Genomic DNA, 22257 nt, shown 5'->3' with positions numbered 1-22257 from the left:
GTTCACTACAGTTTTCCAATCGGAGCCGGAGCGCATTGCCTCCCTCCCCGATTTTCCTCACCGAAACGCCCCCAGCGGATCGCTCTGCCCCGCTCTCCGCCGCGCGGCCTTGAACAGCGCCGGATCGACCACCGCTTCCCTCAGCATCATCACGCCGTAGCGTGTCGCCGCCATCAAATCGTCGCGCAGCTTCACCACCTGGCCGTCCCTGCGGTGATAGAGCCGGAACTCCTCGAACCACGGCAAAAGCGTCGAGAACACCTTGAAGCGGCCGCTCTGCATGCGGTCGAGCATCTCCATCAGCCCGGCTTCGACAGAGACCGAACCGTCGGCGAACTGCGCATGGCTGGCGAGCATGTTCAGCCCATGTGCCGAATATTGCTTCGCAAGTGCGGTACCGGCACCTTCCAGCGTCTCGCGGCGGCCGTCGCGCGGCCAGGCCCAGGGCAGCCATTCGCCCCACGGTTTCAGCGTCAGCGCCTGCATGGCGGGAGTCTGCTGCGAGGCACGGCAGGCTTTCGTGACATAGACCACATCGGCCTCCGTATCCCAGGCGAGCTCGACCGCCGCCGAGGGATGGTCCCAGCCGAAATCGAGGGCACCCAGCCGCGGCCAATAGCGCGGCAGCGGGAACGGTTCGCAGGCGATCAGCTCCTCGGCCACCGGAAAGATGCGGCCGGAGCCGAGTACCGGAATGCCTTTTGCCCTGGCTTCCCGCTCATGCGCCGGATAGGCGGCAATGATCTCGGCGCGCTGCTGCGGCGTATAATGCTCGGCATCGTCGATGGTCATGAAGGTGACGTGGCGGGTCATGGTTCTCACCCTCGCGGCAGTGAATCGTGGTGGCAGGCGCTGGACGTATGGTGTTGTTTGACAAAGAACTTTCCGATGGCGGGACAGCGCCCCTCTCTGTCCTGCCGGACATCTCCCCCACAAGGGGGGAGATTGGATGTCATCCTGGTTTTCGCCAATCTTCAACGGTTGCAGGCGGGCGGGACGCGGAAACTGCCAATCTCCCCCCAAGTGGGGGAGATGTCCGGCAGGACAGAGGGGGGCGCGAAGGAACGCGAGTTGTACGAGTTCGCAGCACTGTCACCCCTTGCCCATCCCTCCAACCTCCTCCGCCGACAAGAACAACAACACCACATCGCTCATGCCGAGCAGCGGCGTGAAGGTGACGATGGTGATGCCGCCGGTGGCGTTGGTGCGGGTCAGCCCTTCGGAATAGATGTCGAGCGGCGGCTCCTCGTCGAACCAGACGCCGTGCAGCGTTTCGCCCTGCCATTTCTCGCGGCCCTTCTCGTAGCTCTTGAACGACAGCACCGATTCACCGGCCTGGACATCGCCGCCGCCGCCCCAGCGCACCACGACGCTGTCGAGCGCGCCCGGCGCCCGTCCCGCCATCGTGCTGACGATGGCGTCGGCCGGGATCATGCCGGTGCCGGCCGCCTGCTGCTGCGGCGGGCCGATCAGGATGCGCTGCGGGTTATCGCGCGTGCTTTCGCCGGTGACGCCGGCCGCCCACATCCGAACCGGACAATCGAAAACCTTGCCTTGCCACCAATCTGGATAGCGGCCGGTGAGGTGCATCGCCCATTCGGCGCCGCCGGCCCTGGTCTTGCCGAGCTGGTTGCCGGCCATGAACAGGCGCTCGCGATTGGTCGCGCCGGCTGCATGGAACTCGGCCTGCCTGGGATAGGGCCGATAGGCGGCAAGCTGGTTAGTGCGGCGCCTGCGGTCCAGCTCCGCCAGCAGGCTGAGATATTCCGTCCTTGCCGCCCGGCTGTGCGAGGCCTTTTGCGAAGCCCGGCTTCTCGAGGAACGGCCTAAGGACGGCTTCGAGGCCGCGGATGCGCTGCCTGATTTCGTCATCGCTCAATGCATCCAGATTGTTGATGTTGACACTAATATCCTTGGGCAGCACCGACAGCACGAGCTTCAGGTACTGGTCGGGCTTTTCGGCGCGCACCTCGGCGATAACGCCGGCGCCATGGGCGCGAAAATCGGCGCGGATCGCTTCGAGAAAGCCGTCGGCCAGCGTCTTCTTCGCCCGCTTGGTTCGGCTGCCGGGTGCTTGATCGTGCGGCTGCGGATCGCCGGTGGAAGGAGCTTCGGCCATGCCCTACTCCGCCGTCCCAGCGGAGACCGCCGGCTTCTTGTTGCCTGGCCGCACGATGCGCTTGCGCGGCCTGGCCTTCTTGCCGGCGCGTGCCGACTTCGGCTTCCGCGGCTGGCTTGCCGGTTTCGCATCAGTCGTCGTGCCGGGCTTCATCGCACCGGCGTCAGGCAAGGCATTCAGCCTTGCCCTGAGAATTGCCACCGCCTTGCCGTCGAGTGCTCCCGACGGGAAGCCAAAGCCGCCGACCGCATCGACGGTACCGCCGCGCACCATGCCGATCCGCACGCCGGCGGCCACCTGCTCGAAGCGGCCATGGCGTGCATAGGGTGCGGTGCCGGCGAACTCGCCAATGGCGCTGACGACCTCGCGGCCGTCATCGTCGGTGATGATGGTGGCATAACGGTTGGACATGGGGTGTTCTCTGAAGTGGGCGCACGGGCGCGTTGGGAAATCTATGGACGATAGGTGGTTGCGGACCGGGATAGTCGGTCGCGTTCATTTGCGCCGACATACCTCGGCAGCACACGCAACATTCGGTCGAACAGGAGCCCGAAATGAAAAACCCGCCTCGGCGGGCGGGTCGTTGGAGCCAATTGGCACCATACCCAAATTAGTAGCATAGCTGCCGGCACAAAGCAAGAACAAAATGTGGCGCGGCGGCAGAAAATGCACTGACGACCTCGCACCCTCGTCGGTGAACGGCTGGAAGGAGGGGCGAAAAAGGCGGGCATTGCGTGAGACTTGCGTTGATGGGATGGTGGTTGCGCTTGAGGGGAACGCGTCATGGGCAATGTCACCAGTCACTACGGCAGCGACGGCATCGTCGATCGCATATTGGCCGCGATCCCGGACGCCGACCCGGCCGAAAAACTCGCGGCCGCGCAACTCTATCCATTCGATCAGCTCCATGGCCGCGAACTGATCGCCACGCGGGAGCATGCGGCCCGTCTTGCTCCTTCGCCGACAGATCGGATCCTGGATATCGGCAGCGGCATTGGCGGGCCGGCAAGGTTTCTGGCCTCGACCTATGGCTGCCAGGTCGACGGCATCGACCTGACACCAGCCTTTGTCGCCGCATCGAGCCGACTGACCGCACTGAGCGGACTGGCAGACAAGGTTCGCTTCCATCAGGCCGACGCAACGAAACTGCCTTTTGGCGACAGCACCTTCGATGCGGCGATCTGCTTCTATGTCGGCATGAACATCGAGAACAAGGCCGCGGTTATCGACGAGGCCTGGCGCGTGCTGAAACCGCGAGGCAGGCTGATCTGGACCGAGGCCGTGCTCGCCGGCGGCGAGCCATACTATCCCATGCCGTGGGCGGTTTCGCCGGCGACCAGCCACCTCGCCGATCGGGAAAAATTGAAAACCCTGTTTGACGATGCCGGATTTCGCATCGACGAAATCGTCGACGAAACCGGCGAACATGTTGAGCTGGCGCTGAAGAGGGCCAATTCCGGCATCGTGCCCTCGCCGGCGCAGCAGCAGGCAAATGAAGTCGTCATGGGCGCGGAATTCCTGCAGCGCCGCCGCAACTACATCCGAAGCCTGAGTGACGGAAAACTCGCCTCGCTCGCCGTGATCGTCTCCAAACCGGCCTGAAACAAAAAACCCGCCTCGGCGGGCGGGTCATTGGAGCCAATTAGCACTATACCCAAATTAGTAGCATAGCTGCCTGCACAAAGCAAGAACAAAATGTGGCACCGGCGGCAGAAAAATGCGAATTCCGTTCAGCGCCTCACCTTGTCCGCCTCCCGATTTGACCTTCCAAGAAGACCGCTAGGCTGCATTCCTTCGCGCCCCTCTCTGTCCTGCCGGACATCTCCCCCACTTGGGGGGAGATCGGCTTTCGCGCCGGCTTTCGCCAATCTCCAACGTTGCAGGAAGAGCGCAGCGCCGAAACCGCCAATCTCCCCACTTGAGGGGGAGATGGCCGGCAGGCCAGGGGGGGTACTGTCCCGGGCCCGCCGACTTCACAGCCGGCAACACAAGCAACGTTCGATCGAAAAGAAGCCTGAAAACAAAAACCCGCCTCGGCGGGCGGGTCGTTGGAGCCAATTCGCACCATACCCAAACTAGTAGCATAGCTGCCGGCACAAAGCAAGAACAAAATGTGGCGCGGCGACAAAAAATCCGAATTCTCTTCGGCGCCTCGCGTTGCCCGCCAGCCACTTTGTGGGCGCGAACGCAGCGTCGGCAACTAGCGGTTCCTCCATTTGCCGGGCATCTCACCGGCCGACGAGCAGCCGCAGCCGCGGATCAGAACAGGCATTCGCGCGTTTGAACCCCAGCCAATGGGAGCAAAAGCCATGAACGTCGCCAATCTGCAACTCGAAGGCCTGCTGATGGCCATCGCATCGATCAATCAGGTCCTGGTCCGCAAGGGCGTGCTCTCCGTCGAGGAGATAGACATCGCCTTGCGCAAGGCCGAAGCCAGCGAGACCAACGAGGAAAGGTCCGAAGGCATGTCGGCGTCGAGCCGCGATGCCGTCAACTTCCCGATCCGACTGCTGGAGTTGGCCAATCAATGTCAGCCGGAGACGGACATGCCGTCCTTCTCGAAACTGGCGCGCATGGTTGGTCAGATCAAGGAACCTTACAACGACCAGATGTGACACCGCGATCATAACTGACGCCGCGACAACGGCTTGCCGCGGCGGGGTTGCAAGACTGCTGGCGGCGCCTGCTAGCGGCCCTGCAGGATCTTGATCAACTTGCTGCTGTCGGCCCCCGGCGAGGAAAGCCTGCGGTAGTCCGCGTAAGTCAGCCTGCCATTAGCAACGGCATTAAAGAGCCGGTTACAAAAGGCGCTATCGTATTTTGCGACACTGACATTCATGATTGCTGCGTAAGTCTTTCTTTCGTTGAGCGGCGTGGACCTCTCGCGTGCAATGCATTCGTTGATCGCCACGCGCTTGGTGACAGGGCTGCCTTCAAGCGTGGTATGCATCGTGTTGAATTCGCCTTCGGTCAAGGTAGTGCAGCCGGCAAGCAGAGACGTGCCGATCATGGCGGCAGCAAAACGCGTGGCGATGTTCATGAATTCCCCCTCAAGACCCATGTCTTGCTTAGCCCGCCGAAAGTTGGAAGTACAGAGGGAATGCAGGCGCATCTACAAAAAGCATAAACCTCGAACGCTCGTACTTTAGCTGTCGCTTTTATTGCGCGCGACCTGCGGATGGCCGGAATGACGGTACCCGGCCGCTCTCGATCGTCACGACGATGCTGGTGCGGATCGTGCTGCCGATCTGGCCCTGGTCGCGGTCATAGACCCGACCGCCATTGTCGCAGCCACCCTTCTGAGCGCCTTTACGAGAACGCCGCCTCCGAGATTGGGCATCACCCCCTGCCAAGCCTCAGCGCCAGGACCCTGCCCGGCCCGTGCACGGCGGCAAACAGCAGCCCGGCCAGGAAAGTGAAGTGATCGACGAAGAAGCCGAACTCCGCCTGGTTGCCGGCCCAGTGCGACGGCCCGTGGAAGGCAAAGCCGAGGAACAGCACATAGGCGCCGGCGACGAGTGCTGCCCATGAGAAGAAGGCGCCGGTCAGGAAGCATAGAACGAGGACGACCTCGAGCAGGGCTGCGCACCAGGCCAGGAAGAGCGGGAACGGAAACCCGGCCGCCGCGATATAGCCGGCGGTGGCGCCGATATCGATGAATTTGAAGATCACGGCCATCAGGAACACGGCTGCGAAAATCAGCCGGCCGATAAGGATTGCCGCGGTCTGCCACGGCGACTGAACGGTTGATTGAGCGGTTTCCAAGGTCATGATGTCCTCCCAAGAGTTCCGATGGTTGTGCCCCAAGGACGCACCACCAGCCGCAAGCCCGACATCATCCCCCGAAAAACCTGCAGGATACAAGCGCGTAGCGAGAAGGCCTCGCAAGACCAGGGTTCCTCGCCCCCATTCATGGGGGAGAGGTGGCGCGGCGAAGCCGCGACGGAGAGGCGCCGGCAAAGAAAAGGCCTCTCTCCGGCCGCTTCGCGGCCACCTCTCCCCCCGCTTGGCGCGGGGCGAGGAACCCAAGCCTGGCTCTACTCCGCAGCCTTCGCCCGGCTGATCGGCTCCCGTACCGTTCCATACTGGCTGCCCCAGCGGTCGGTCATCGCCCAGCGTATGTCCCAGAGTTCCGGGAAGAAGCGGTGGCGGGCGCCGGCTTCCAGCAATTCGACCGGCCGGCCCTTCAGCGATTTCGCGCCGAGGCCGATCGTGCGGTGGATGAGATAGAGGTGGTTGGCACGGAATTTCTGGAACAGCTCGTCGAACTCGATCAGCGCTTCGGCAACGACATAGCTGTCGCCGTGATCGTAGCCGGTATCGTAGACATCCTCGACCGAAAGGCCGCGGTCGTCGAGGTACGACGCCTTGAAGGCCCGCCACAGATCGGGCGGCAGGCGCAGCAGCTGCTTGAAGCCCGGCGATTCCTGGCCGCTGCCATTGCCGAGCTGCAGCCGGATCTGCTGGTATTCCTTGGGCGACATGGTTTCGAGCAGGTCGAGCTGCGCCGTCATCAGCCGCATCAGCCGGTGCACGCGCGCCATCAGCGTGACGATGCGATGCGTGTCCTGCTTTTCCAGGAAATCGACGACGTCGATCAGCGTGTAGGCGATGAGCTTCATCCACAGCTCCTCGACCTGATGAACGATCTGGAACTGCAGCTCGTCGGCATTCACCATCTCGGCCAGCGGCTTCTGGCAGGCAAGCAGCCTGTCGCATTTGAGGTAGACGCCATAGTCGCGCATCTCAGGCGTTTCGATGCGGGCATAATAATCCTGCTTGTCCATGGCCATGCTCCTTGCCCCGGCCGTTGGGCCGCAGGCGCTTGTTGGATCCCGGTCCCCCGAGTCTAATCGCTTTCTTGCCGAACATTGTCCCTTTCTGTTATTCGATTGGCGGGAAACGAAGGACGAAAATTGTCGCTGAAGCAGATTGGAAGAACGAATGATGCTGGACGCGGTCGACCGGAAGATCGTCGCGGCGCTCGAACGCGAGGCCCGCATCTCCTTTGCCGCGCTCGCCGATGAGGTCGGCTTGAGCAAGACGCCGTGCTGGAAGCGGGTGAAGGCGCTTGAGGACGCCGGCGTCATCCGCGGCTACTCGACCCGGATCGACCCGGCCAAGCTCGGCTTCGGCATCGAAGCCTTCATCCAGGTGTCGATCGATTTCGAACTGTCGGACGCCTTCGAGGCGGCGGTCAAAAAGCATCCGCTGATCCGCCGCTGCCACGCCACGACTGGCGAGGCCGACTATCTCCTGCAGATCGTCACCGTCGACATGATGGCGCTCGACAGGATGCTGCGCGAGGAGCTCAGCCGGCTGCCCGGCGTGCGGCGCACGATCACCTCGATGGCGATGCGCGAGATCAAGGGCGGCATCTCGTTCGCCAATGCCGTCGGGCATACGCAGACCAAGCGATAGACCGGTCAGGCCCTGGTCATCAATTCGCGTCCCAGCCGCTTCGGTTGCTCGGCGCGCAGAACCACATTTGTCGTCACCGTGCCGTAGTGGCCGATGCTGTCGACGATGCTTTCAAGATCGGGCGGTGACGGGACCACGACCTTGACCAGAAAACAATCCTCGCCGGTCACCCGCAGCACCTCGACCACCTCCGGCAATTGGGCGAACCTCTTCAGGCAGGCCTGGATATGCTCATGCGTGGTGCGCAGGCGGATGACCGCCATGGTGCCGAGCCCGAGCGCTGCCGAATTGATCACCGCCTTGTAACCGGTGATGACGCCGCGCTCCTCCAGCCGCTTCACCCGTTCCGAGGTGGCGGGCTGGGACAGTCCGACGCGGCGGCCAAGCTCGGAGATGCCGATGCGGCCATCCTCCTGCATGATCTCAATGATCGCCAGATCGGTGGGGTCGAGCCTTGGCCGATAATCGCCGTTCCGCATGATCGCCTTTAATCCATCGGATTTCGTCGCTGCTTTCCGATGATCTCTCATTCCGCCACCTGGAAGAAGACCTAGAATTGCACGCGCTGCATCAGGAAAGAAGGGCTTCGCATGACCGACTTCATCATTGTGCCGGGCATCGGCGGATCGGGCAAAGCCCACTGGCAGACACGTTGGCAGCAGGCAAACCCGGCGATGCGGCGGTTCAACCCGGCGAGTTGGGACGCGCCGGACCTCGACGACTGGGTGGCCGCGCTGGAAACGGGTGTATGCCAGGCAAGGACACCGCCGATGCTCGTCGCCCATAGCCTCGGCTGTCTGCTCATCGTACACTGGCAGCGGATCTCCCCCCGCTCTATCGGCGGCGCGTTGCTGGTCGCGGTTCCGGACCCTGCGTCGCCGGCCTTCCCCTCCTCCGCCCGGGCCTTCGCCGACGCACCGCAACAACGGCTTCGCTTTCCGTCGCTGATTGTCGCCAGCACCAACGATCCCTACGGCTCGCTGGACTATGCCAGGGCGAAATCCGAGCGATGGGGCAGCGATCTCCATATCGCCGGACCGCTTGGCCACATCAATGGCGACAGCGGGCTCGGCAACTGGCCGGCGGGAATGGAGCTGCTGACAGCTCTAAGTCAAACGCAGGCAATCGCCCGAGGCGCCGTGCTTCAGCCGTAACCGCACCAGGACGGCTATCGCGCCGCCGTCCTGATCTGGTTTGCGCCGCGCCTCAGTTCGATGCTGCGGCAGGCGTGCTGAGTTCGAGGAACGGTACGGTCGAGCCCGGGATCATCGACTTCGGCAATTCGCCGTTCCATCTCTCCGCCTTGGTCAGTTCGACCAGCAGCGGATTGTTGGCGATTGCGGCGGCGCGAGCCTTGATGGCGCCCGCGGTCGCATCGCCTTCGACCCTGGTCTTGTAGGCGCTGGCCTCGGCTTCGGCCTTGACGCTGTCGGCGCGGCCCTTGGCCTGGGTGACGGCGATATCGGCCTTGATCTTTTCCTGCTGCAGGTTCTGTTCCTGCTTCTGCACCTCGACCTGAGCCGTCATCCTGGCTTCGACCGCCTGCTCGTAGGCGTCGGAGAAGTCGATGTTCTCGACCTGCACGCTGTCGATCATCACCGGGCCGTCGGTTACCGCCGCGATGGCCTCGGCGACGTCCTTGTTGAACTTCGCCCGGTTCTGGATAACCGACACCGCGTCGTACTGGCCGAACACCGTCTTGATCTCCTGCGGTGCTTTCCTGGCAATGACACGGTCGGCCAGTGCCTCGATCGATCCATAGTTGGTGTAGACGTTGCTGACTTCGGCGGCCGGCACGTGGAAGTTGACGGTGACGCGCATGTCGGCCGGCTGCTGGTCGCGCGAATAGGCCTGCATGGCCGGCAGGCCGCTGCAATCGTTCTGGTTCTCGCAGCCCCATTTGAGCACCTGCTGGCGCAGGCTGATCTTCTCGACACGCTGTAACCACGGCAGCTTGAAATGCAGTCCGGGATCAACGACCGAACTCAGCGCTCCGTTGGTCAAGAGCACGCCGCGGTCGCCCTGGTCGATCGTGTACCAGGATCCAAACAGCGCAAAGACGCCGAGCGCCACGATGACGAGTGCGATCAGGCCGGAACCGATCGACCCCGATGCCATCCCCGGCTTGCCCTGCGGACGGCTTGAATTACCTTGCGTTTCGGTCATCACCCCACCCCAACCTGATTGCCCGTGCTGCTTTTGCCCACAATAGTGGCGGCATTGCAATCCTCTGGATATGGAAGGACCTTCGCGCCAACCGGCCGGACCGGCGGGTGGTTCAGGCTGGCTAGCGGATTTCCCCTGCAGCCGCGGCAGCGGGCTGGGACGCGTTGCCTGGCGTCTCCTTCTGCCGTTCGGCATCGGTTTTGCGCTTCGGGCAATCCTCGTAGTCGTGGTCGCGCCCGCCGCAGTAGGAGCAGCATTTTGCTGACGCGTCGGAGCGAAGCATCGTTGGCATGCACAAGAATGCACGAAACCCGACAGATTGCGAAGGCTTGCACACCGGCAAGGTCGATTTCGCCACGGAACCGCTGCCGCCGCATGAAAGTTATCCGCTCATTGCAACGGGAGCACAGGACATGGCCGACGACCCGAACCGCTACGAGACCGGAGCGAGGAAATATCCGGCAAAGACGAGCCCCGACGCGGCCGACGAATTTTCGCAGGATGCGGCCGGCAACAAGCCACCTCCCGGCGGCATGGGATTGACCAGGCCGGCTGACGATTTCGACGACAGGACCCTTCATTCGGAGGGCCAGAACCCGCCGCGCGCAGCGATCCGGCCAGACGGCAAGGCCACCGCCAAGAAGCCCGGCAAGGACGCAAGACGATGAACGTCGCCAATCTCCAGCTCGAAGGATTGATGATGGCGATCGCGGCCGTCAACAACGCGCTGGTCCACAAGGGCCTGCTGTCGGTCGACGAGGTCGACATGGCGTTGCGCCGGGCCGAGGCGGCGATGACCAGCGACGAGCGTCTCTATGAAGACATGTCGCCATCCAACCGCGACGCCGTCTGCTTTCCGCTCAGGCTGCTGCAGGCGGCCAACAACGCCCAGGGCGAAACCGGCGTGCCGACCTTTGCCGAACTGGCCAGGATGGTCGGCCGGACCAAGGAGCCCTATAACGACCAGATGTGATGGAGGACGCCATGGCCGACGACAAATCCAAGACCAAGCAGGATCGCAAACTGGTCTCCGGCGAAGAGCCATACGAGGTCGCTGCGTTTGCCCGCAAATACGGCATACCGCAAAGCGAGGCCGCGACCATCATCAAGCGTTACGGCCCCTCGAGGAGGAAGCTCGACGCGCATATGGCGAGCCGCAACGCCTGATCCAATTCTGGCGGCGGCCGCCGTTCACGCCGGAAGCGTCCCTGCCCTGCCGCCTTGTCGAGAGTATCCGCACCGCCGGGCGGCCCCTCGGGCCCGCCGCTGCGGGATTCAACGCCCGGTTTCGATAGCCGCGGAATACTACCGCGGCGCAACAACTCATTTACCTCGACGCTGTACCAGTCCGGTGAGCAAAGCCGGGGGTCGGATGCAGGAACAATTATTGCGCTACGAATGTGTCATGGAGCCGGACGGCCGTTGGATGGTGTGGGACATCGTTCACGATCTGCCGGCGCAATTTTCGGAAATCGCGCTGATCGGCCTGAGCCGTCGTGAAGCGGTTTCGCTCTGCCGGCTGCTCAACGAGACGAGCCGTTCCGAGACGCGGCAGAGCCGGGCCTCCTGAGAAGCGTGCTCTCAGGCCTGCCCAAGCGCGGGGGATCTACATGCGATCGACAATATTCGGTCTGGTCTTGCTGCTGCCGGCCGCCGCCCTGGCGGAGCCGATCGAGACCCAGAAGATCATCACGGCGGCGACCGGCGACTGGAACGGCGACGGCGCCGCCGATCTGGCGATGATCGTCGAGACCGAGCCCGGCTCTCCCATGGACCTGTATTTTTTCCTCAAAGATCGCGATGGCGATTTTCTAAAACCTGCCGGGATCGTGCATGATCAGATTGACGGGGAATGGAAGGATTACGACCGGCCGGGCCCCGCCACATCCGACACCGAGCCCGAACTCACCGGGCTCCCCAACGGTTCGATCAAGCTCGATATTCCGGCGATGGAGATCGGCAGCGAGCGGACCAACAAGACGCTGACGCTCGCCTGGCGCAACGGCACGTTCGTCGTCGCCGGTTTTGCCTACGAGTATTGGGATTACATGGACGACAATGTTGCCGGCGACTGCGACTACAATGTGCTGACCGGCAAGGGCAAAAGCAGCAAGAAGCTGGCGGACGGCAGCACCAGGCAAGCGACCGTATCGGTCGAAGGCAAGGTCATCCCATTTGCGGAATGGACCCCGGGCACTGGCTTCAGCGCTTGCGGAGAGTGAGAGGTTTCGGTTGCCTCACTGCAGCGGCGGCTTCCACAGCAGGCTGTTGCGATCGGCGGACTTGACGCGCAGCCAGGTTTCGCGGCCATCGCGCAGCACCCGGAGCGGGATCTCGGCACCGGCCGGGCCGCTCTTCCAAAGCTTGCGATAAAAATCGGCAAGCCCATCGACCGCCGTGTCGCGGACATCCGAGATGACATCGCCTTGGCGAAGGCCCGCCTGGGCGGCCGGACCGCCCTCGGCGACGCTCATCACCACGACCTTGCCGTCGCTCTCGGCCGAGAAGGCGCCGAGCCACGGCCGCGGCGGCCTGGCGACCTGCCCGCGCGTCAGCAGATCGTCGAGGATGGGCGGCAGAAGATCGATCGGCACCACCATGTTGATGTCGGCGACCTCGCCGTTGCGGCTCATCTGCAGGCGCAGCGAACCGATGCCGAGCAGCCTGCCATCCGCGCCGATGAGGCCGGCGCCGCCCCATGAGGGGTGAGCCGGCGCCGTGAAGATCGCCTCGTCGAGCAGATATTCCCAATAGCCGGCGAATTCCTGCTTGGTGACGATCCGCGCCCGCACGGAGCGGCCGACGCCGTCGGCGAGCACGACGGGATCGCCGATCTTGGCCCTGGACGCATCGCCGAGCGCAATGGCGGGCAGCCCGAGCGGCGCCAGCGCCTGCACCAGGCCGAAGCCCGACCCCTGGTCGTAGGCGAGCGCATGGGCGGGAACCACACGCCCGTCCTGGTCGGCCAGCCAGACCTCCTCGGCCTCAGTGATGAGATAGCCGATGGTAAGTACCAGCCCGTCGCCGCGGATGACCACGCCACTGCCCTCGCGGCGGGTGCCAAGTGTATTTGCCGTGAAGGCGTCCTCTGGCACGGTGGCGCGGACGGCCACGATGGATCGCAAAAGGGGTTCGATATTCATGCTTTGGTTCCTGGCAATGTTCGCAGGCTGATATGGGCTATAGGTATGGCGCAGGTGATCAGGCGCAAGAGGTGGCGCCGGCTTTGGCGTGGACCGGCGCCGCGCCGTTCGCGCCGGGGTTTTGCAACAGCGCCGGCAGCCCTATCTGTACCTACGGCTATCCCAAGCTGCCCTATGCAAAGTTCCTCCGCCATTACCCACGTTGATATCTGATATCCTCCCAACCCAACCCTTCCAAAGGCCTCCCAAATGAACGACTACGCAACGGACCAATACACGCCGCCAAAAGTCTGGACCTGGAACAAGGCAAATGGCGGCGCTTTCGCCAGCATCAACCGGCCGATCGCCGGCCCGACGCATGACAAGAAACTGCCGGTCGGCAAGCATCCGCTGCAGCTTTATTCGTTGGCGACACCGAACGGCGTCAAGGTGACGATCATGCTGGAGGAACTTCTGGCGCTCGGCCACAGCGGCGCCGAATACGACGCCTGGCTTATTAGGATCAACGACGGCGACCAGTTCGGCAGCGGCTTCGTCGAGGTCAACCCCAACTCGAAGATCCCGGCCATGATGGATCGCAGTGGGAAAAAGCCGGTCCGCATCTTCGAATCCGGCTCGATCCTGCTCTACCTCGCCGAAAAATTCGGCGAATTCCTGCCGACGGAGCAGCCGGCTCGCGCCGAGACCCTGTCATGGCTGTTCTGGCAGATGGGCTCGGCGCCCTATCTCGGTGGCGGCTTCGGCCATTTCTACACCTATGCGCCGACGAAGATCGAATATGCCATCGACCGCTTCGCCATGGAAACCAAGCGGCAGATGGACGTGCTCGACCGACGCCTCGCCGAAAGCGAGTATTTAGGCGGCAGCGACTATACGATTGCCGACATTGCGGTGTGGCCCTGGTATGGCGGGCTGGCCAAGGGCCGTATGTATGACGATTCCGGCGAGTTCCTGCAGGTGGAGCAGTACAAGAACGTGCAGCGCTGGGCCGACGCCATCGACGCGCGGCCGGCGGTCAAGCGCGGCCGCATGGTCAACCGCACCTTCGGCGAGCCTTCGATGCAGCTGCACGAGCGCCATGACGCCAGCGACTTCGAGACGAAGACGCAAGACAAGCTCGAGGCGGCCAAAAGCTAAGCGGACGACGCGCCGATCTCCCGCCTTGTAGGGGAGATCGGCAGCTTCGGCCGACTGCTCAAGCTCGCCTTCACCGCCGCCATCCACAGCCGGTCGATGTTGGCCAGGAATTTCTCGTCGAGTTTGTTGAGGTGCTTCCAGTACATGCCGTCCTCGAAGAAATAGCCGAGTTCCTTCTCGATCCTGTCGGCCTCCTCCGCCTGATCGAGCCGCAGGCCGGCAAGCATCTCCGCCTTCATTTCCGAAAGCTGCGAGGAAGAAAGCGCGCCGAGTTCATCGAGCGTCAGCCGCGGGAAGATCAGCCGGCTGCGCGGCAGGTCGGATAGGTTGACGCACAGGCAGCCGCGCCGAAGCGCATGGATGAGCAGGCGGGCCGACTTCGCCTCGAGGTTGCGCAGGGTGACGTCGTTGCGCAGCGGATCGGCGCGGCCGACGCCGTAAAAATGCGTGTTGCCGGGCTGGTCGTAGATCATGTCGCAGCCAAGGAATGCCAGCACGTCCGGCTTCTGACTGTGGATCGTCCAGTAGGCCGCCGTCATCGACATGGTGCCGCCGGCATAGACGAAGCCGCCAAAGCTGTTTTGCGCCGGCACGTAGTGCGAGGCGCTGAAGATCTGCGCCTGCTGCAGGGGACCGCCTTGCGGCATCCGCTCCGCCGAGAAATCGCCGGCATGGACGAGGAAATCCCAGTCGGGGCGCACGCGCCAGGCGTTGTTGATGGCGACGATCTTGCCGAAGGCCTGCTTGGGCCAGGCGGCGCAGCGCACCACATCGGGGGCGCTACCGATCAGCAAGATCACGTTTGGCGTTCCGTCGATCACCACAACCCTCTCGACCGGCCGAAATGCATCTCGATGCCGCCCGGTTGAACGGCTTTATAGCCTCAACGGCCCATCGAAAACACCAGCCGGATTTAAGCTGGCATCAACAAAAGGGAGCTTGCCAGCCGGTTGTAAAATGTGGCCTTAGGCACCGTCGTACAAGCAGCAGGCAGGTTTTCCCGCTAGCCCAAAAACGACGATATGAGTTGGGCGATATATATTAGTTGACTAAACTAGCGGAACGTCCAATGCACATTCCCAGAACCGAACATGTCCTGTCTAGACCATGATATCTATATGGGACATTACTACATAAGCTGAACGCGACCTCGACGGCTCGGCGGCACAGCCCTCAGACGCCGCGGCTTTGCCTCCGCGCTTTTCGCCCCAGATCCGTAGATCAACCGGACGACGAACAGGAAATATCCAACCTGCATGACGATCAAGGTCAAGATCGTCCAGGCCAGCGTCTTCCAGATTGAACCCGTCGCAAGGTAAGTCGAGATCGCCACGATGGACGATGTGGTGGTCAGCCCCACCAGGAACTGTGGAAAGTTCATGACTTTTCTGCGCCGCCCCGGAACTGGCAACAGCCGGGACGAACTCCCCTAACCCTTTACCCCGGACCAACGTTTTCACTATTTTAGCAATTGCGCAAGCACCAAATAGGACAGCAGTTAACGCATGCTTCCGTGATCAAGGGCTGCATGTCAGGTCACCAAGGTGGGCTGGCTTGGACGGCGGCTGCGCGTCCCCTCCTCCCCAACCAGCTCTCCATACCCCCTCACCGCCCCATCAAGCCCACGTATTCGCCACGTCTCCCCTTCCCGTGCCTCAAGATGGGACGGGCCGAGCGGCACTTTCCCTCCGCCGTCCGGCAGGTCCAGCACGTAGACGGGATTGCAGATGCCCGACAGGCGCGCACGCAAGGCGCTGACCAGCGCCTGGCCCTCGGCGATCGTGGTGCGCCGGTGCGCCATGCCGCGCACGAGATCGCCGTGGTGCAGGTAATAGGGTTTGACGCCAAGGCGATACATCAGCTCGCGGCACAGCTCTTCCAGCACCTCGACCGTATCGTTCACGCCTTTCAGCAGAACGCTCTGGTTCAGCAGCACGAAGCCGCCCTGCCGCAACGTGCGGCAGGCCCGCTCGGTCGCCTCCGTGATTTCGCGTGGATGGTTGAAATGGGTGACGACAGTGACCATCAGCCGACCCTGCAAGGCTTGAATCAACCCGCCGGTGACGCGCGACGGCAGCGCGACGGGTACGCGAGTGTGGATGCGCAACAGCCGCACATGCTGGATCGCCTCGACACGGGCGCGGATTTCCGCCAGCGCCCTGTCCGGCAGCGATAGCGGGTCGCCGCCGGTCAGGATCACCTCGCGGATTTCCTGATGGGCCGCGATATAGGCGAAGGCTTCGTCGAGAGCTTCGCGCGTGTAGCCGCGGCCGATCGACGTCAGCTGCTCCTTGCGAAAGCAGAACCGGCAATAGACCGCGCATTGATAGGTCGGGAACAACAGAACCCGGTCGGCATGTCGATGCGTCAATCTAGGCACGGGACTGAAGGCGTGGTCGGCGATCGGATCGTCGAGTTCGCCCTCCTGCTCTGCCAGTTCGTCGGGCGACGGGATGACCTGAAGCCGTATCGGATCGGCGGGGTCGTTCCAGTCGATCAGGTCGAGATAGGCCTTGGGAATGCGAACCTTGTGGCGCGTGGCCGCGGCTTCGGCCGCCGCCCGCTCGGCTGGCGACAGCGGCAGCGAATCCAGATCGCCTACATGCCGCACGCCCTCGCGAACATCGTCCCGCCATGCGGCATCCGCCTCGCGAGCGCGCCGGTCATCGGCTGCCACGCCGGCCGCATCGACCGCCATGCTGGCGTCGGGGATGTCGGGATGTGAGGTCATCGCAGGCTCCTTGAATTTCGGGCCGGGGTACAGCATTGGAGCCAGGACTTGAAGGCAATAAGCGGTGTTTGGCCGGGTTGGAGGGCGCGGCAGGAAGCCACAACCGGCCACTGATCAGAACAATCGTCCAACATCGCTGACGCAAAACATTAGCTTGCTCTTATATTAGCTTGAGCGTATACACATAAACGGCCGGTGATCTACCCCCCAACCGGTTAGGCTCGGCGCCAGTTCCCCTCCCTACCCCTCAGGTCAACGACGCCGGGCCGCTCGGGATCCGCCCGGTCGCCCGCGGTCGAGACCGGATCGTCGACCTCTTCGATGTCGATCATGCCCCCTGCTCAAGCCCCCAACTGAACATACCAGCTGAACACATCGGCGATGTCCGCGTCTCTCGGCCTTCCCGTCGCCGGCCGCGGTCGCTAATCTCGGATTGCGAAAAAGCTGGAGAAGAGCGTATGGCGAACGACTTGTCGCCAAGGCTTTTGGAGATCGTCAATGCGCTGCCCTTGCGGCAGGGCATGCGAGTGCTGGAGATCGGCTGCGGACCGGGTGCTGCAGCGCGCGAGATCGCGCGCCGGATCGGCGGTGGGCACGTGCTGGCGATCGACCGCTCGGCCAAGGCCATCGCGCAGGCCGGGGCCGCCTCGCGCGCCGAGATTGCGGCAGGCCGGCTGAGCCTTCGCCAGATCGCCATCGAGGATTTCGAGTTGGAAGCCGATGAGAAGCACTTCGACATTGCCGTTGCGGTGCGCGTCGGCGCGCTGGACGGGCGTCATCCCGAAGCAGGAAAAATTGCCCTGCGACGGCTCAAGGCGGCGTTGACCGCGCAAGGCCGGCTGTTCATCGACGGCGGCGATCCGCTGCGCGAAATTGCGATACATGGCTGAGCACCTCGTGCTTGGCCTCCGGAACCGAGCGTCTACGTGACCGTGAGCGGCAGAGCCGGCCTCAGCTCCGCAACCCCGGCGCCTCCTGCCCGGTGCGCTCGACATATTCGGTATAGCCGCCGCCATAGGTGTGGATGCCCTCGGGCGTCAGTTCCAGCACCCGGTTCGACAGCGCCGCTAGGAAATGGCGGTCATGCGAGACGAACAGCATGGTTCCCTCGTACTGCGACAGTGCCGTGATCAGCATCTCCTTGGTGGCGATGTCGAGGTGGTTGGTCGGCTCGTCCAGCACCAGCAAATTGGGCGGATCGAACAGCATCAGCGCCATCACCAGCCGCGCCTTCTCGCCGCCCGACAGCACGCGGCATTTCTTCTCGATCTCGTCGCCGGAAAAGCCGAAGCAGCCGGCCAGCGCCCTGAGCGGCGCCTGGCCGGCCTGCGGAAATGCATCTTCCAGCGTCTGGAACACGGTGCGCTCGCCCTCCAGCACTTCCATGGCGTGCTGGGCGAAATAGCCCATCTTGACGCTGGGCCCGCGCGCCACCGTGCCATTGTCCGGCTCGGAAGCGCCAGCGACCAGCTTCAGCAGCGTCGACTTGCCGGCGCCGTTGACGCCCATGATGCACCAGCGCTCGCGGCGGCGCACCTGAAAATCCAATCCCTCGTAGATCGAGCGGCTGCCATAGCCCTTGTGCACGTTCTTCAGCGTCACCACGTCCTCGCCGCAGCGCGGCGCCGGCTGGAAGTCGAACGACACCTTCTGGCGGCGCTTGGGCGGCTCGACACGGTCGATCTTGTCCAGCTTCTTCACCCGGCTCTGTACCTGGGCGGCATGTGAAGCCCGCGCCTTGAAGCGCTCGATGAAGGCGATCTCCTTGGCCAGCATCGCCTGCTGGCGCTCGAACTGCGCCTGCTGCTGCCGGTCGGCAATCGCCCGCTGCTGCTGGTAGAATTCGTAGTTGCCGGAGTAGGCGGTCAGCGAACCGCCGTCGATCTCGACCACCTTGTTGACGATGCGGTTCATGAACTCGCGGTCGTGCGAGGTCATCAGCAGCGCGCCGTCATAGTTCTTCAGGAACTGCTCCAGCCAGATCAGGCTTTCGAGGTCGAGATGGTTGCTCGGCTCGTCGAGCAGCATGGCGTCGGGCCGCATCAAAAGGATCCTGGCCAGTGCCACGCGCATTTTCCAGCCGCCGGACAGCTTGCCGACGTCGCCGTCCATCATCTCCTGGCTGAAGCCAAGGCCGTCCAGCACCTCGCGCGCCCGGCCATCCAGCGCGTAGCCGTCGAGCTCCTCGAAGCGGTGCTGCGCCTCGCCGTAGCGGGCGATGATCTCGTCCATCTGGTCGGCCTGGTCAGGGTCGCCCATGGCGTGCTCGAGCTCGCGCATCTCGGCCGCCACTTCGCTGACCGGTCCGGCGCCGTCCATCACTTCGGCAACGGCGCTGCGGCCGGACATGTCGCCGACATCCTGACTGAAATAGCCGATGGTGACGCCGCGATCGACGGAGACCTGGCCTTCGTCGGGCTGCTCCTCGCCGTTGATCATGCGAAACAGCGTCGTCTTGCCGGCGCCGTTAGGCCCGACCAGCCCGACCTTCTCGCCCTTCTGCAAGGCGGCGGAGGCTTCGATGAAGACGATCTGACGGCCGTTCTGCTTGCTGATGCTTTCGAGACGAATCATGGGTTTCCGGGGAAGGCCAAAGGAGCGTTCCCGCGCCAATACGCGATAGGCCGCGCTTGCGGAAGCCCGCAATTGATGAGGCGCCCCGCGCCAAATTGTCTGAACCCGCCAGTTGCTTCCCGGCTGGATCAGGCCTTGACGGCGTAGGGATGAGCCGGCGGATCAGCTATCGGTCAGGGCTTTTGTCGTCGCCAGCTTGACCCCGGCGGCGGCAAATGCCGCATTGTGCCGGGCGATGATCTCCGCGGCGGTCTCGCTGGCCGCGTCGAGCGTGCTGTGGGCGTCGGAAACCACGGTGACGCCCAGGCCCGCTGCAAAGGCGCCCTTCACCGTGGCCGCCACGCAGAAATCGGTCTGCGCGCCGATCAGAACGACCTCGCCGGCGCCCTGCCCGGCCACCCATTCTGCAAGGGCGGCATTGCTGAACGCATCGCCGACACGCTTGGCGAAAGTCGGCTCGTCCTCGGCCTGGCCGAGCGCCGGCCACACCGGCCAGCCCGGCTCACCCGGCGCCAAAGGATCGCCCTGCGGCCCGTCATGCCTGATGAAGGCGATCTTGCGCCCGCTGCGCCGCGCCCACTCGATCAGCGCGCGGCTGCGGGCAACCATGCCGTCGGCATCATGGATCGGCGGTTCGGCGACACCGTCGAACATGCCGGTCTGAAGGTCGATCACGATCAGCGGCGCAGCGGCCGCGGGGCTGGTCCCTGACATGGTTTTTTATAGCACGAGGGCGGAGCTGATCAAGGATCAGGGCCGCGATGGCGCGCACGGGCAACCGCAAGTGGCTGGAGTTCGAGATATGTGACAATCCGCTTGCAGCGGCGCTAACATAGCGCGCCGTTGGGATGTGGGTCAGTTCGAAATTCCGGCTATCGGCCGTGACCGGATTGCATTCGTGGCAAGCTCCTGCGAAGAAATTCCCTTGACACATGCAGCCGTAGCTTTCCTTGCGATCGTGACTTCGGTGTTGGTTGCGATCCTACCCGCACAATCGCAAGAGTGGACGCCCTCGGAGGACGCGGTTCGAGATGCAACGGAAACGGTTGGTCGCTATTTCCTTTCGCTCGATAGCCAAGAGTATGGGCGGGCATACGAAATGATAACTGATACCGCCAAAGCTTCGATCCCATCGAACGCCTTCGTGGAGCAAAGTAAACATTTTCATTCTCAGGCCGGCGCTGTGCGCGAGCGCCGGCTACTCAAATTCACGTGGTTGAAGGACCCAGAGAACGCTGCCTTTCCTGGCGTCTATGCCGCAGTCGACATAGCGGCGAAGTTTGAAAACATCGATCGTTACTGCGGCTATATTGTCCTCTATCAGCGGCCATCAGGTGGAAATTTTCGAGTCATGCGGGTCGAAAGCAACTTCATCGACAACTCTACCGCGAAAAGCATTGAAAAGACCCAATCGAAACTCGAATTGGATCGAGCATGGGCCGAGTTGTCGGCTAACTGTCCGAATTTTCCATCGTGAAGGTGAGGCGGTCCGTTTTTGTACCTTCCGCGACCATCGGCTTTTCGGTTTCCCTCGCTTCGATCAGCGCAACGATGTCGGTGAACTCCTACAGTTTGCCGGCCCGGGACGCGAACGCAGCGAGAGCGCAGCTTTTGTCCTCACCCAATCCCGCCCATCACGGCATAGGTGCCGGCGGTGCGCTTGTCACTAAACCCAAGCGCGATGTTTATCTCGTCCGATCGCCCTTCGCAAAGTAGCCGGCGGCCCGGACGATCACACCCGGCCCGATGTCCCATCCTCGCCAAAAATCCCGGTCACCCAGTCGATGAACACGCGTACCCGTGGCGCGAGCTGGCGGTTCTGCGGGTAGAGCGCCGACAGCGGTGTCGGCGACGGCGGGCAATCCGGCAGCACTTCGACAAGCGTGCCGCGTGTGAAATCCCCGGCGAAGCGGTAGTGCGGCGCCTGCACTAGGCCGAAGCCGAGACGCGCCAGCTCCGCCATCGTGTCGGAGCCGTTGACCGTCACCCGGTTGGGCAGGCTGACATAACTCAACGCGCCGCCGACGGTGAATTCGAGCGGCATGACCTCGCCGGTCCGCGACGAGCGGAAGCCGACCATCAGATGGCCTTCGAGATCGTCGAGGGTTGCCGGCATGCCGAGGCGTTCGCCCGCGAAGCGGCGCGGCCAACCTGACTGGTTGCCGCCCGGAAAGGCGGCGCCAGCCTCCGTGCCTCACTTCAACTCCACCCAGACCGGCGCGTGATCGCTGGCGCCGGTCTCGCCGCGCACGTCGCGGTCGATGCCCGCCGCTACCAGCCGGCGCGACAGCTTCTTGCTGAGCAAGATATGGTCGAGGCGCAGGCCGGCACCGCGCGGCCAGCGGTTGCGGCGGTAATCCCAGAATGTGTAGAGCGTCTCGTTCGGGTGCTTCTTGCGCAGCGCGTCAAGCCAGCCCTGGTCGAGCAGCCGCTGGAACGATGCGCGGCTTTCCGGCTGGACCAGCGCGTTGTCGTCATAGGAGCGGGTCGGGTAGATGTCGCGCGGCTCGGGCACGATGTTGTAGTCGCCGGCCAGCACCACCGGCAGGCCGGTGTCGAGCAACTGCGCGGCATGCGCCTCCAGCCTTTCGTGCCAGTTGAGCTTGTACTGGAATTTCGGGCCGGGCTGCGGATTGCCGTTCGGCGCGTAGAGGCAGGCGACGACGATGCCGTTGACCGCTGCCTCGATGTAGCGCGCCTGCTGGTCGCTGTCGTCGCCGGGCAGCGCCTCGCGGGTCAGAACGGGTTCTGCGCCACGCGAAAGGATGGCGACGCCGTTCCAGGTCGGCTGCCCGACCCAAACCGCGCCGTAGCCGGCCGCCGCAAGCGCAGTGCGCGGAAACTGCGTCTGCCTGGCCTTTAGTTCCTGCAGGCAGGCGATGTCGGGTTTGGCGGCGGCCAGCCATGCGAGCAGGTTCGGCAGCCGGCTGTTGATGTTGTTGACGTTGAAGGTGGCGATCTTCATC

26 protein-coding genes and 3 pseudogenes are annotated in these 22257 nt (G+C 63.4%); 12 read left to right on the top strand and 17 right to left on the bottom strand.

Annotated features, from left to right (window positions below):
- Positions 1 to 57: 57 nt before the first annotated feature.
- From NKI58_RS06495 to NKI58_RS06480, 4 genes and pseudogenes are all read right to left on the bottom strand, one after another.
- Positions 58 to 807 (bottom strand): annotated as a pseudogene (locus NKI58_RS06495) (phage terminase large subunit family protein); the annotation flags it as partial.
- 321 nt (positions 808 to 1128) lie between these two features.
- A pseudogene (locus NKI58_RS06490) lies at positions 1129 to 1743 on the bottom strand (terminase large subunit domain-containing protein); the annotation flags it as partial.
- Entirely contained in the window at positions 1721 to 2119 is a 399-nt protein-coding gene (locus NKI58_RS06485; RefSeq protein WP_245274656.1) for a hypothetical protein, read from the bottom strand. The gene NKI58_RS06485 and the pseudogene NKI58_RS06490, both read right to left, overlap by 23 nt.
- Positions 2120 to 2122: 3 nt before the next feature.
- The gene (locus NKI58_RS06480) at positions 2123 to 2530 is read right to left on the bottom strand and encodes a hypothetical protein (protein ID WP_023675716.1); all 408 of its coding nucleotides are present in this window, start codon (positions 2528 to 2530) and stop codon (positions 2123 to 2125) included.
- A 372-nt stretch (positions 2531 to 2902) separates the two neighbouring features.
- Between NKI58_RS06480 and NKI58_RS06475 the strand changes: the two genes are divergently transcribed.
- Positions 2903 to 3721, top strand: a complete 819-nt coding sequence (locus NKI58_RS06475) for a class I SAM-dependent methyltransferase (protein WP_352784577.1) — start codon at positions 2903 to 2905, stop codon at positions 3719 to 3721.
- Positions 3722 to 4428: 707 nt separating this feature from the next.
- Entirely contained in the window at positions 4429 to 4734 is a 306-nt protein-coding gene (locus NKI58_RS06470) for a hypothetical protein (protein ID WP_023675713.1), read from the top strand.
- Positions 4735 to 4805: 71 nt separating this feature from the next.
- Here NKI58_RS06470 and NKI58_RS06465 read toward each other — a convergent pair whose 3' ends face one another.
- The 3 genes from NKI58_RS06465 to NKI58_RS06455 form a co-directional block, all read right to left on the bottom strand.
- Entirely contained in the window at positions 4806 to 5159 is a 354-nt protein-coding gene (locus NKI58_RS06465) for a hypothetical protein (protein ID WP_352465355.1), read from the bottom strand.
- 299 nt (positions 5160 to 5458) lie between these two features.
- Positions 5459 to 5890, bottom strand: coding sequence for a DoxX family protein (locus NKI58_RS06460; RefSeq protein ID WP_352465356.1), 432 nt, complete (start codon positions 5888 to 5890; stop codon positions 5459 to 5461).
- Between the two features lie 266 nt (positions 5891 to 6156).
- Positions 6157 to 6906 (bottom strand): tryptophan 2,3-dioxygenase family protein, encoded by a 750-nt coding sequence (locus NKI58_RS06455; RefSeq protein ID WP_352465357.1) that lies wholly within the window; start codon positions 6904 to 6906, stop codon positions 6157 to 6159.
- A gap of 157 nt (positions 6907 to 7063) precedes the next feature.
- Here NKI58_RS06455 and NKI58_RS06450 point away from each other — a divergent pair, with 157 nt between their 5' ends.
- Positions 7064 to 7540, top strand: a complete 477-nt coding sequence (locus tag NKI58_RS06450; protein ID WP_245274655.1) for an Lrp/AsnC family transcriptional regulator — start codon at positions 7064 to 7066, stop codon at positions 7538 to 7540.
- Positions 7541 to 7545: 5 nt separating this feature from the next.
- Here the strand turns inward: NKI58_RS06450 and NKI58_RS06445 are convergent, their stop codons facing one another.
- Positions 7546 to 8019 carry an Lrp/AsnC family transcriptional regulator gene (locus NKI58_RS06445; RefSeq protein ID WP_352465358.1) on the bottom strand — a complete coding sequence of 158 codons (474 nt, stop codon included), beginning with the start codon at positions 8017 to 8019 and terminating at the stop codon, positions 7546 to 7548.
- 111 nt (positions 8020 to 8130) lie between these two features.
- Here NKI58_RS06445 and NKI58_RS06440 point away from each other — a divergent pair, with 111 nt between their 5' ends.
- Entirely contained in the window at positions 8131 to 8694 is a 564-nt protein-coding gene (locus tag NKI58_RS06440; RefSeq protein WP_352465359.1) for an RBBP9/YdeN family alpha/beta hydrolase, read from the top strand.
- A 52-nt stretch (positions 8695 to 8746) separates the two neighbouring features.
- Here the strand turns inward: NKI58_RS06440 and NKI58_RS06435 are convergent, their stop codons facing one another.
- Positions 8747 to 9706 carry a prohibitin family protein gene (locus NKI58_RS06435; RefSeq protein WP_352465360.1) on the bottom strand — a complete coding sequence of 320 codons (960 nt, stop codon included), beginning with the start codon at positions 9704 to 9706 and terminating at the stop codon, positions 8747 to 8749.
- 290 nt (positions 9707 to 9996) lie between these two features.
- On the opposite strand from NKI58_RS06435, the gene NKI58_RS06430 reads away from it, so the two are divergent.
- From NKI58_RS06430 to NKI58_RS06410, 5 genes are all read left to right on the top strand, one after another.
- Positions 9997 to 10374 carry a hypothetical protein gene (locus NKI58_RS06430; protein WP_352465361.1) on the top strand — a complete coding sequence of 126 codons (378 nt, stop codon included), beginning with the start codon at positions 9997 to 9999 and terminating at the stop codon, positions 10372 to 10374.
- Positions 10371 to 10679, top strand: a complete 309-nt coding sequence (locus NKI58_RS06425) for a hypothetical protein (protein WP_352571348.1) — start codon at positions 10371 to 10373, stop codon at positions 10677 to 10679. The genes NKI58_RS06430 and NKI58_RS06425 overlap by 4 nt, the downstream gene beginning before the upstream one ends.
- An 11-nt stretch (positions 10680 to 10690) precedes the next feature.
- The gene (locus NKI58_RS06420; protein ID WP_023675702.1) at positions 10691 to 10873 is read left to right on the top strand and encodes a DUF3606 domain-containing protein; all 183 of its coding nucleotides are present in this window, start codon (positions 10691 to 10693) and stop codon (positions 10871 to 10873) included.
- Between the two features lie 220 nt (positions 10874 to 11093).
- Positions 11094 to 11276, top strand: coding sequence for a hypothetical protein (locus NKI58_RS06415; RefSeq protein WP_352571349.1), 183 nt, complete (start codon positions 11094 to 11096; stop codon positions 11274 to 11276).
- 40 nt (positions 11277 to 11316) lie between these two features.
- A complete protein-coding gene (locus NKI58_RS06410; RefSeq protein WP_352571350.1) occupies positions 11317 to 11928 on the top strand; it encodes a hypothetical protein in 612 nt (203 codons plus the stop codon).
- A gap of 15 nt (positions 11929 to 11943) precedes the next feature.
- Here NKI58_RS06410 and NKI58_RS06405 read toward each other — a convergent pair whose 3' ends face one another.
- A complete protein-coding gene (locus tag NKI58_RS06405) occupies positions 11944 to 12849 on the bottom strand; it encodes a S1C family serine protease (protein ID WP_352784566.1) in 906 nt (301 codons plus the stop codon).
- Between the two features lie 249 nt (positions 12850 to 13098).
- On the opposite strand from NKI58_RS06405, the gene yghU reads away from it, so the two are divergent.
- Complete coding sequence (gene yghU / locus NKI58_RS06400) at positions 13099 to 13986, top strand: glutathione-dependent disulfide-bond oxidoreductase (RefSeq protein WP_352586968.1); 888 nt, start codon at positions 13099 to 13101, stop codon at positions 13984 to 13986.
- On the opposite strand, the gene NKI58_RS06395 is transcribed toward yghU, so the two are convergent.
- From NKI58_RS06395 to NKI58_RS06385, 3 genes are all read right to left on the bottom strand, one after another.
- A complete protein-coding gene (locus NKI58_RS06395; RefSeq protein ID WP_352586971.1) occupies positions 13983 to 14786 on the bottom strand; it encodes a hypothetical protein in 804 nt (267 codons plus the stop codon). The genes yghU and NKI58_RS06395 overlap by 4 nt on opposite strands.
- A gap of 329 nt (positions 14787 to 15115) precedes the next feature.
- Entirely contained in the window at positions 15116 to 15367 is a 252-nt protein-coding gene (locus tag NKI58_RS06390) for an exopolysaccharide production repressor protein (protein ID WP_352586973.1), read from the bottom strand.
- A 150-nt stretch (positions 15368 to 15517) separates the two neighbouring features.
- The gene (locus NKI58_RS06385; RefSeq protein ID WP_352824265.1) at positions 15518 to 16684 is read right to left on the bottom strand and encodes a KamA family radical SAM protein; all 1167 of its coding nucleotides are present in this window, start codon (positions 16682 to 16684) and stop codon (positions 15518 to 15520) included.
- A gap of 491 nt (positions 16685 to 17175) precedes the next feature.
- On the opposite strand from NKI58_RS06385, the gene NKI58_RS06380 reads away from it, so the two are divergent.
- The gene (locus NKI58_RS06380; RefSeq protein WP_023675692.1) at positions 17176 to 17607 is read left to right on the top strand and encodes an SAM-dependent methyltransferase; all 432 of its coding nucleotides are present in this window, start codon (positions 17176 to 17178) and stop codon (positions 17605 to 17607) included.
- 61 nt (positions 17608 to 17668) lie between these two features.
- On the opposite strand, the gene NKI58_RS06375 is transcribed toward NKI58_RS06380, so the two are convergent.
- Positions 17669 to 19291, bottom strand: a complete 1623-nt coding sequence (locus NKI58_RS06375) for an ABC-F family ATP-binding cassette domain-containing protein (protein WP_352784557.1) — start codon at positions 19289 to 19291, stop codon at positions 17669 to 17671.
- A gap of 162 nt (positions 19292 to 19453) precedes the next feature.
- Complete coding sequence (locus NKI58_RS06370; protein ID WP_352784554.1) at positions 19454 to 20005, bottom strand: isochorismatase family protein; 552 nt, start codon at positions 20003 to 20005, stop codon at positions 19454 to 19456.
- 136 nt (positions 20006 to 20141) lie between these two features.
- On the opposite strand from NKI58_RS06370, the gene NKI58_RS06365 reads away from it, so the two are divergent.
- Positions 20142 to 20768 (top strand): DUF4019 domain-containing protein, encoded by a 627-nt coding sequence (locus tag NKI58_RS06365; RefSeq protein WP_352784551.1) that lies wholly within the window; start codon positions 20142 to 20144, stop codon positions 20766 to 20768.
- A 255-nt stretch (positions 20769 to 21023) separates the two neighbouring features.
- Here NKI58_RS06365 and NKI58_RS06360 read toward each other — a convergent pair.
- Both NKI58_RS06360 and NKI58_RS06355 read right to left on the bottom strand, forming a co-directional pair.
- Positions 21024 to 21419, bottom strand: a pseudogene (locus tag NKI58_RS06360) (LysR substrate-binding domain-containing protein); the annotation flags it as partial.
- Positions 21420 to 21485: 66 nt separating this feature from the next.
- Positions 21486 to 22256, bottom strand: coding sequence for an exodeoxyribonuclease III (locus tag NKI58_RS06355; RefSeq protein WP_352784549.1), 771 nt, complete (start codon positions 22254 to 22256; stop codon positions 21486 to 21488).
- Position 22257 lies beyond the last annotated feature (1 nt).

Origin of the sequence: Mesorhizobium sp. M0522, assembly GCF_040321085.1 — a bacterium.
GTDB lineage: Bacteria > Pseudomonadota > Alphaproteobacteria > Rhizobiales > Rhizobiaceae > Mesorhizobium.
Note: the sequence above shows the minus strand (reverse complement) of the source record. Positions and strands in the feature narration are given on the sequence as shown.